We start from the raw sequence: 7,440 nt of genomic DNA, 5'->3' as shown, positions 1-7,440 counted from the left end.
CTTGTGTGAAACTGGCGTCCCCTAGGGGACTCGAACCCCTGTTACCGCCGTGAAAGGGCGGTGTCCTAGGCCACTAGACGAAGGGGACACAAACCTTCTGACAGCTGACCAGTGCTGAGTACTGGTCGATTCAAGGCCGGTGTGGCCAGGCCTTGAACTGTAAATTGGTGGAGCTAGACGGGATCGAACCGTCGACCTCTTGCATGCCATGCAAGCGCTCTCCCAGCTGAGCTATAGCCCCGGATTTTCGCCTCGCGGCGCAGCGACATCTTGCAACATCGCTTGTGTGAAACTGGCGTCCCCTAGGGGACTCGAACCCCTGTTACCGCCGTGAAAGGGCGGTGTCCTAGGCCACTAGACGAAGGGGACACAAACCTTCTGACAGCTGACCAGTGCTGAGTACTGGTCTATTCAAGGCCGGTGTGGCCAGGCCTTGAACTGTAAATTGGTGGAGCTAGACGGGATCGAACCGTCGACCTCTTGCATGCCATGCAAGCGCTCTCCCAGCTGAGCTATAGCCCCTCATCGCTGAGGACGGGGCGAATCTTAAGGGGGGATCTGAAGGCTGTCAATTTTTTTTCCGCTTTTTGAAAAAAAATCTGCCGGGATAACAACCACTTACCGCCCCGCCCCGAAAACCCTGGCTTTTGCGGCCTTGCCGAGCCACCTCGACTCCCGCAAAAGCTCCGTTACAAGCCGACAGAAAACGCCAAGGGCGACGATCAAACCATCTGCGCCTGGACTTCAAGCGTAGTCGAAAAGATCGCCGCCCCAGGCGCAACCGTCCCGCAAAGGCGCCTTAGCCGATGGCGCCCAGCAGTTTTTCCCATTCCTTGTTCTCTTTCTTCGACACACCACCGAGCAGGTCGATGGCCTGACGCAGACGGAAACGCGTCAGATCCGGCCCCAGGATCTCCATGGCATCGAGCACCGATACCGAGCTGGCCTGACCGGTGATGGCGGCGAACATCAGCGGCATGGCATCGCGCAGCTTCAATTCCAGGGATTCAACCACCGCCTGAATGGTCGCGGTGATGCTGTCTTTCTCCCACTGGCGCAGGCTTTCGAGCTTCCACAGGATCAGTTGCATCAATTGCCGCACCTGATCACCAGAAAGCTTCTTGGATTCGAACAACTTGGCATCCGGGGTCACGCCACCGGCGAAGAAGAAGCCGGCCAACGGTGCGATCTGGCTGAAAGTCTCGACCCGGCCCTGCACGTGCGGCGCGATCTTCATCAGGTACTCGGGATTCAGCGCCCAGGTCTGGACCCGGCTGGCGAACTCTTCCACCGGCAGATCCCGCAGCCACTGGCCATTGAGCCAGGACAGCTTCTCGATATCGAAGATCGGCCCACCCAGGGATACCCGCGACAGGTCGAAGTTATCGACCATTTCCTGCAACGAGAACTTCTCGCGCTCGTCCGGCATCGACCAGCCCATGCGCCCCAGGTAGTTGAGCATGGCCTCGGGCATGAAGCCCATGCGCTCGTAGAAGGTCACCGAAGTCGGGTTCTTGCGCTTGGACAGCTTGCTCTTGTCCGGGTTGCGCAGCAGCGGCATGTAGCACAGCTGCGGTTGCTCCCAGCCGAAGTACTCGTAGAGCAGGATCAGTTTCGGCGCCGACGGCAACCATTCCTCACCGCGCAACACGTGGGTGATGCCCATCAAGTGGTCATCGACCACGTTGGCCAGGAAGTAGGTCGGCAGGCCGTCGGTCTTCATCAGCACTTGCATGTCCATGCGATCCCATGGGATCTCGACGTCGCCGCGCAGCATGTCCGGCACCACGCAGACGCCTTCGGTCGGCACCTTCATGCGAATCACGTGCGGCTCGCCGGCCGCCAGGCGCCGGGCTACTTCTTCCTTGGACAGCAGCAAGGCACGGCCGTCGTAACGCGGGGTTTCGCCGCGAGCCATCTGCTCGGCACGCATCTGGTCCAGCTCTTCGGCGGTGCAGAAGCACGGGAAGGCGTGCCCCAGGTCCACCAGTTGCTGGGCGTACTTCTGGTAGATGTCACCGCGCTCGCTCTGACGGTAAGGGCCATGAGGACCACCCACATCCGGGCCTTCGCTCCAGTTGATGCCCAACCAGCGCAAGGCGTCGAAAATCTGCTGCTCGGACTCGCGGGTCGAGCGCAACTGATCGGTGTCTTCGATACGCAGGATGAACTCACCGCCATGCTGCTTGGCAAAGCAATAGTTGAACAAAGCGATGTAAGCGGTACCTACGTGGGGGTCCCCGGTAGGCGATGGCGCGATGCGCGTGCGAACGGTGGTCATGGCTGGTCTCGAACAGATAGAAAAACGAGGAATAAAACAGGGGGCGAATGGTAACAGGCGACACCAGCACCGCTCCAGTAAGGAGGGCATTTAAGCCAAGGTTGCGACTACAGGCCGCTGCCAGCCCGCTGAATGACCAATAATCAACAAGCGGCATTTACCACCCAGTGGCTATATGCCAGATTCGCCGGCTGATAGATTTCCTTACACTTTTCTCGACTACAGTCTGCCCATGCCTGCCCAACTCAAGCGTCGCCTGTTTGTTTTCCTGTCCCTGGTCCTGCTGGTCGCCCTGGGCTTCCTCGCCCATTGGTGGTTCCACGGCCGTTTTTATGAAACCACCGACAACGCCTACGTCCAGGGCGAAATCACCCGGGTTTCCAGTCAACTGAGCGCACGGATCGACGAAGTGCTGGTCCAGGACAACCAACACGTAGAGAAAGGCCAATTACTGGTACGCCTGGAAGGCCAGGACTTCCAACTGGCGGTGGACCGCGCCCAGGCGGCCCTGGCCACTCGCGAGGCCGACCGCCTGCAGGCCCAGAGCAAACTGACCCAACAAGCCAGCCTGATTGCCGCCAGCCAGGCGCAGGTGGCATCGAGCCAGGCCAGCCTCGGCCGCTCGCAGATCGACCTGTCCCGGGCCCAGACCCTGCGCAAGCCCGGTTATGTATCCGAAGAACGGGTCACCACCCTTTCCGCCGACAACCACATCGCCCGCTCCCAGGTGGCCAAGGCCGAAGCCGACCTGCAAGGCCAGCGCCAGCAAGTCAACGCCCTGAACGCCGAGATCAAGCGCCTCGACGCACAGATTGCCAATGCCCAGGCCGAGCTGGCCCAGGCGCAATTGAACCTGACCCGCAGCGAAATCCATGCCCCCATCAGCGGCATCATCGGCCAGCGTGCGGCGCGCAGCGGCCAGGTGGTGCAGGCCGGCGCCTACCTGTTGTCGATCGTTCCGGACCAGGACATCTGGGTTCAGGCCAACTTCAAGGAGACTCAGATCGGGCACATGCAACCCGGGCAACAGGCCGAGCTGACCTTCGACGCCTACGGCGACACCCCGATCCAGGCCCGGGTCGACAGCCTGTTCGCCGCCTCAGGGGCGCAGTTCAGTCTGCTGCCACCGGACAATGCCACCGGCAACTTCACCAAGGTGGTACAGCGCATTCCGGTAAAACTGACCTTTGCTGCCGACAACCCCCTACAAGGCAAGATCCGCCCGGGGATGTCGGTGACGGTCAAAGTGAACGTCAAAGACCCTGTCGATGGCCGGTGATCAACTGCTGCGTCCGACAGGAGAACCCTCGCGACGCGACTGGATTGCGGTGATGAGCGCCATGCTCGGCGCCTTCATGGCGGTGCTCGATATCCAGATCACCAACTCTTCGCTCAAGGACATCCAGGGCGCGCTGTCCGCCACCCTGGAGGAAGGCTCGTGGATCTCCACCTCCTACCTGGTGGCCGAGATCATCATGATCCCCCTCACCGCCTGGCTGGTGCAGTTGCTCTCGGCCCGGCGACTGGCGACCTGGGTGTCGGTGGGTTTCCTGATCGCCTCCCTGCTCTGCTCCATGGCCTGGAGCCTGGAAAGCATGATCGTGTTCCGCGCCCTGCAGGGCTTTACCGGCGGCGCGCTGATTCCCCTGGCCTTCACCCTGACCCTGATCAAGCTCCCCGAACACCACCGGGCCAAGGGCATGGCCATGTTCGCCATGACCGCCACCTTCGCCCCCTCCATTGGCCCGACCCTGGGTGGCTGGCTCACGGAAAACTGGGGCTGGGAATACATCTTCTACATCAACGTGCCCCCGGGCCTGCTGATGATCGCCGGCCTGCTGTACGGCCTGGAAAAGAAGGAAGCCCACTGGGAACTGCTGAAAAGCACCGACTACACCGGCATCCTCACCCTCGGCCTGGGCCTGGGCTGCCTGCAGGTGTTTCTTGAAGAGGGCCACCGCAAGGACTGGCTGGAGTCGAACCTGATCGTGACCCTGGGCAGCATCGCCCTGATCAGCCTGATCACCTTCGTCATCGTCCAGATCTCCAAGCCCAATCCATTGATCAACCTGGGCATCCTGCGCAATCGCAACTTCGGCCTGTCGAGCATTTCCAGCCTGGGCATGGGGGTTGGCCTGTACGGCTCGATCTACCTGCTGCCGCTGTACCTGGCCCAGATCCAGAACTACAACGCCCTGCAGATCGGCGAAGTCATCATGTGGATGGGCATACCGCAGCTGTTCCTGATTCCCCTGGTGCCCAAGCTGATGCAGTTCATCTCGCCCAAATGGCTGTGCGCCCTGGGGTTCGGCCTGTTCGGACTGGCGAGTTTCTCTTCAGGCGTGCTCAACCCGGACTTCGCCGGGCCGCAGTTCAACCAGATCCAGATCATCCGCGCCCTGGGCCAGCCGCTGATCATGGTCACCATCTCGCTGATCGCCACGGCTTATATACAGCCCCAGGATGCCGGCTCGGCTTCGAGCCTGTTCAACATCCTGCGCAACCTCGGCGGCGCCATCGGCATCGCCTTGCTGGCGACCCTGCTGGATGCCCGGACCAAGACCTATTTCGACTACCTGCGCGAGGCGCTGGTGCCGAGCAACCCGCAGGTGGCGGAACGCCTGGCGACCCTGACCGAGAAATTCGGCAGTGAAACCGCGGCCCTGGGCAAGCTCAGCGAGATCACCCACCAGCAGGCGCAGATCATGGCCTACAACGATGCCTTCCATTTTGTCGGCATCGCCCTGGGCATCAGCATGCTGGCGGTGCTGTTGACCAAGGCCCTACCCAAGGGCCTCAAGGCCGGCGAAGCCCACTGACCCACAAATGGCCTGTAGGAGCTGGCTTGCCAGCGAATCGACCCTCAACCCTTGCACAGGATTTGAGGACCTCTTCGCCGGCAAGCCGGCTCCTACTAGGGATCGAGTGGCGTTAGACGGTGAGCAAGCGCTCGCGCAGCTTGGCGATTTCGTCGCGCATCTGTGCTGCGGCCTCGAACTCCAGGTCCCGGGCCAACTGGTACATCTTCTCTTCGAGCTGACGAATGCGCTTGGTGATCTCGCTCGGCGAGCGCAGTTCGTTTTCGTAGCGGGCACTTTCCTCGGCGGCCTTGGCCATGCCCTTGCGCTTCTTGCTCCGCGAGCCCGGCACGGTGGCGCCTTCCATGATGTCGGCGACATCCTTGAACACCCCTTTGGGGGTGATGCCATTGGCCAGGTTGAAGGCGATCTGTTTGTCACGCCGCCGTTCGGTTTCGCCAATCGCCCGCTCCATGGAGCCGGTGATGCGGTCGGCATAGAGAATCGCCCGGCCATTGAGGTTACGCGCGGCCCGGCCAATGGTCTGGATCAATGAGCGCTCGGAACGCAGGAAGCCTTCCTTGTCGGCGTCGAGAATCGCCACCAGCGACACTTCCGGCATGTCCAGGCCTTCACGCAGCAGGTTGATCCCCACCAGCACGTCGAAAGTGCCCAGGCGCAGGTCGCGGATGATTTCCACCCGCTCAACGGTGTCGATGTCCGAGTGCAGGTAACGCACGCGCACGCCGTGGTCGGCCAGGTAGTCGGTCAAATCCTCGGCCATGCGCTTGGTCAGGGTGGTGACCAAGACCCGCTCCTCCACCGCCACGCGCTTGGTGATTTCCGACAGCAGGTCGTCCACCTGGGTCAGGGCCGGGCGCACTTCCACTTGCGGGTCCACCAGCCCCGTGGGACGCACCACCTGCTCCACCACGCGCCCGGCGTGTTCCGCCTCATAGTTGCCCGGAGTGGCGGAGACGAAGATGGTCTGCGGGCTGACGCCTTCCCACTCGTCAAAACGCATCGGCCGGTTATCCAGCGCCGACGGCAGGCGGAAGCCGTATTCCACCAGGGTTTCCTTGCGCGAACGGTCGCCCTTATACATGGCCCCGACCTGGGGCACGCTGACGTGGGATTCGTCGATCACCAACAGCGCATCCGCCGGCAGGTAGTCGTACAAGGTGGGCGGCGCGGCCCCTGCAGGACGGCCCGAGAGGTAGCGCGAGTAGTTTTCGATGCCGTTGCAGTAGCCCAGTTCGAGGATCATCTCCAGGTCGAAACGGGTGCGCTGCTCCAGGCGCTGGGCTTCCACCAGCTTGTTGTTGGCGCGAAGGTATTCCAGGCGCTCCTGCAACTCCACCTTGATGCCCTCGATGGCGTCCAGCAGGGTTTCCCGCGGGGTCACGTAGTGGCTCTTGGGATAGAAGGTGAAGCGCGGCAGCTTGCGGATCACTTCGCCGGTCAGCGGGTCGAAGGCGCTGATGCTTTCCACCTCGTCGTCGAACAGCTCGATGCGGATCGCTTCCAGGTCCGATTCCGCCGGGTAGATATCGATCACATCACCGCGCACGCGGAAGGTGGCACGGGCGAAGTCCATGTCGTTGCGGGTGTATTGCAGGTCCGCCAGGCGGCGCAGCAAGGCACGCTGGTCGAGCTTGTCGCCGCGATCCACGTGCAGAACCATTTTCAGATAGGTTTCCGGGCTGCCCAGACCATAGATGCAGGACACCGTGGTAACGATGATCGCGTCCTTGCGCTCCAGCAGCGCCTTGGTCGCGGAGAGACGCATCTGCTCGATGTGGTCGTTGATCGAGGCATCCTTCTCGATAAAGGTATCCGAGGACGGCACATAGGCTTCGGGTTGGTAGTAGTCGTAATAGGAAACGAAATACTCCACCGCGTTGTTCGGGAAAAACGCCTTGAACTCACCGTACAACTGGGCGGCCAGGGTCTTGTTCGGCGCCAGCACCAGGGTCGGGCGCTGCACCTGGGCGATCACGTTGGCGATGCTGAAGGTCTTGCCCGAACCGGTCACACCGAGCAGGGTCTGGTGGGCCAGTCCGGCCTCGATGCCTTCGACCAGCAGGCGGATGGCTTCCGGCTGGTCGCCGGCGGGCTGGAAGCGAGTGACTAGCTGGAATTCGGACATAAACCTACCTCTGGGATCATTGGTGCGCGGCGATACCGTACAGGAACAAGAAAGACCGCGTACGACCCATGTCGCCGAGGAAAAAACCGGAATGAGCTGGATGTGGAGGCAGATACCACGGCTTTCAAGGTAAAGGTCTTACACCCGCTAACACCCGGAATGTTGCAATAAGACTAACGGTCGAAAAATAAAGCGAAAAACTTGTCGCAAAA

At 61.4% G+C, this 7,440-nt stretch carries 4 protein-coding genes and 4 tRNA genes; 2 read left to right on the top strand and 6 right to left on the bottom strand.

Annotated features, from left to right (window positions below):
- Positions 1 to 12 precede the first annotated feature (12 nt).
- The 5 genes from GWQ44_RS05065 to gltX all read right to left on the bottom strand — a co-directional run bounded on the left by GWQ44_RS05065 (position 13) and on the right by gltX (position 2,281).
- Positions 13 to 88 (bottom strand) — tRNA-Glu (locus tag GWQ44_RS05065).
- Between the two features lie 77 nt (positions 89 to 165).
- A tRNA-Ala gene (locus GWQ44_RS05060) sits at positions 166 to 241 on the bottom strand.
- 52 nt (positions 242 to 293) lie between these two features.
- Positions 294 to 369 (bottom strand) — tRNA-Glu (locus tag GWQ44_RS05055).
- Between the two features lie 77 nt (positions 370 to 446).
- Positions 447 to 522, bottom strand: a tRNA-Ala gene (locus GWQ44_RS05050).
- A 277-nt stretch (positions 523 to 799) separates the two neighbouring features.
- Positions 800 to 2,281 (bottom strand): glutamate--tRNA ligase, encoded by a 1,482-nt coding sequence (gene gltX / locus GWQ44_RS05045; protein ID WP_016965547.1) that lies wholly within the window; start codon positions 2,279 to 2,281, stop codon positions 800 to 802.
- 232 nt (positions 2,282 to 2,513) lie between these two features.
- On the opposite strand from gltX, the gene GWQ44_RS05040 reads away from it, so the two are divergent.
- Positions 2,514 to 3,560, top strand: a complete 1,047-nt coding sequence (locus GWQ44_RS05040; RefSeq protein ID WP_275926786.1) for an HlyD family secretion protein — start codon at positions 2,514 to 2,516, stop codon at positions 3,558 to 3,560.
- Positions 3,561 to 3,609: 49 nt separating this feature from the next.
- The gene (locus tag GWQ44_RS05035; RefSeq protein ID WP_275926792.1) at positions 3,610 to 5,100 is read left to right on the top strand and encodes an MDR family MFS transporter; all 1,491 of its coding nucleotides are present in this window, start codon (positions 3,610 to 3,612) and stop codon (positions 5,098 to 5,100) included.
- Between the two features lie 112 nt (positions 5,101 to 5,212).
- Here GWQ44_RS05035 and uvrB read toward each other — a convergent pair whose 3' ends face one another.
- The gene (gene uvrB, locus GWQ44_RS05030) at positions 5,213 to 7,228 is read right to left on the bottom strand and encodes an excinuclease ABC subunit UvrB (RefSeq protein WP_016965550.1); all 2,016 of its coding nucleotides are present in this window, start codon (positions 7,226 to 7,228) and stop codon (positions 5,213 to 5,215) included.
- Positions 7,229 to 7,440: the final 212 nt, after the last annotated feature.

It is taken from the genome of Pseudomonas sp. 3MA1, assembly GCF_029237275.1.
Classification (GTDB): Bacteria; Pseudomonadota; Gammaproteobacteria; order Pseudomonadales; family Pseudomonadaceae; genus Aquipseudomonas; species Aquipseudomonas fluorescens_AP.
Note: the sequence above shows the minus strand (reverse complement) of the source record. Positions and strands in the feature narration are given on the sequence as shown.

Coding starts and splice junctions, on each gene's coding strand:
- gltX (WP_016965547.1), bottom strand. CDS start 2,281: ATGACCACCGTTCGCACGCGCATCGCGCCATCGCCTACCGGGGACCCC.
- GWQ44_RS05040 (WP_275926786.1), top strand. CDS start 2,514: ATGCCTGCCCAACTCAAGCGTCGCCTGTTTGTTTTCCTGTCCCTGGTC.
- uvrB (WP_016965550.1), bottom strand. CDS start 7,228: ATGTCCGAATTCCAGCTAGTCACTCGCTTCCAGCCCGCCGGCGACCAG.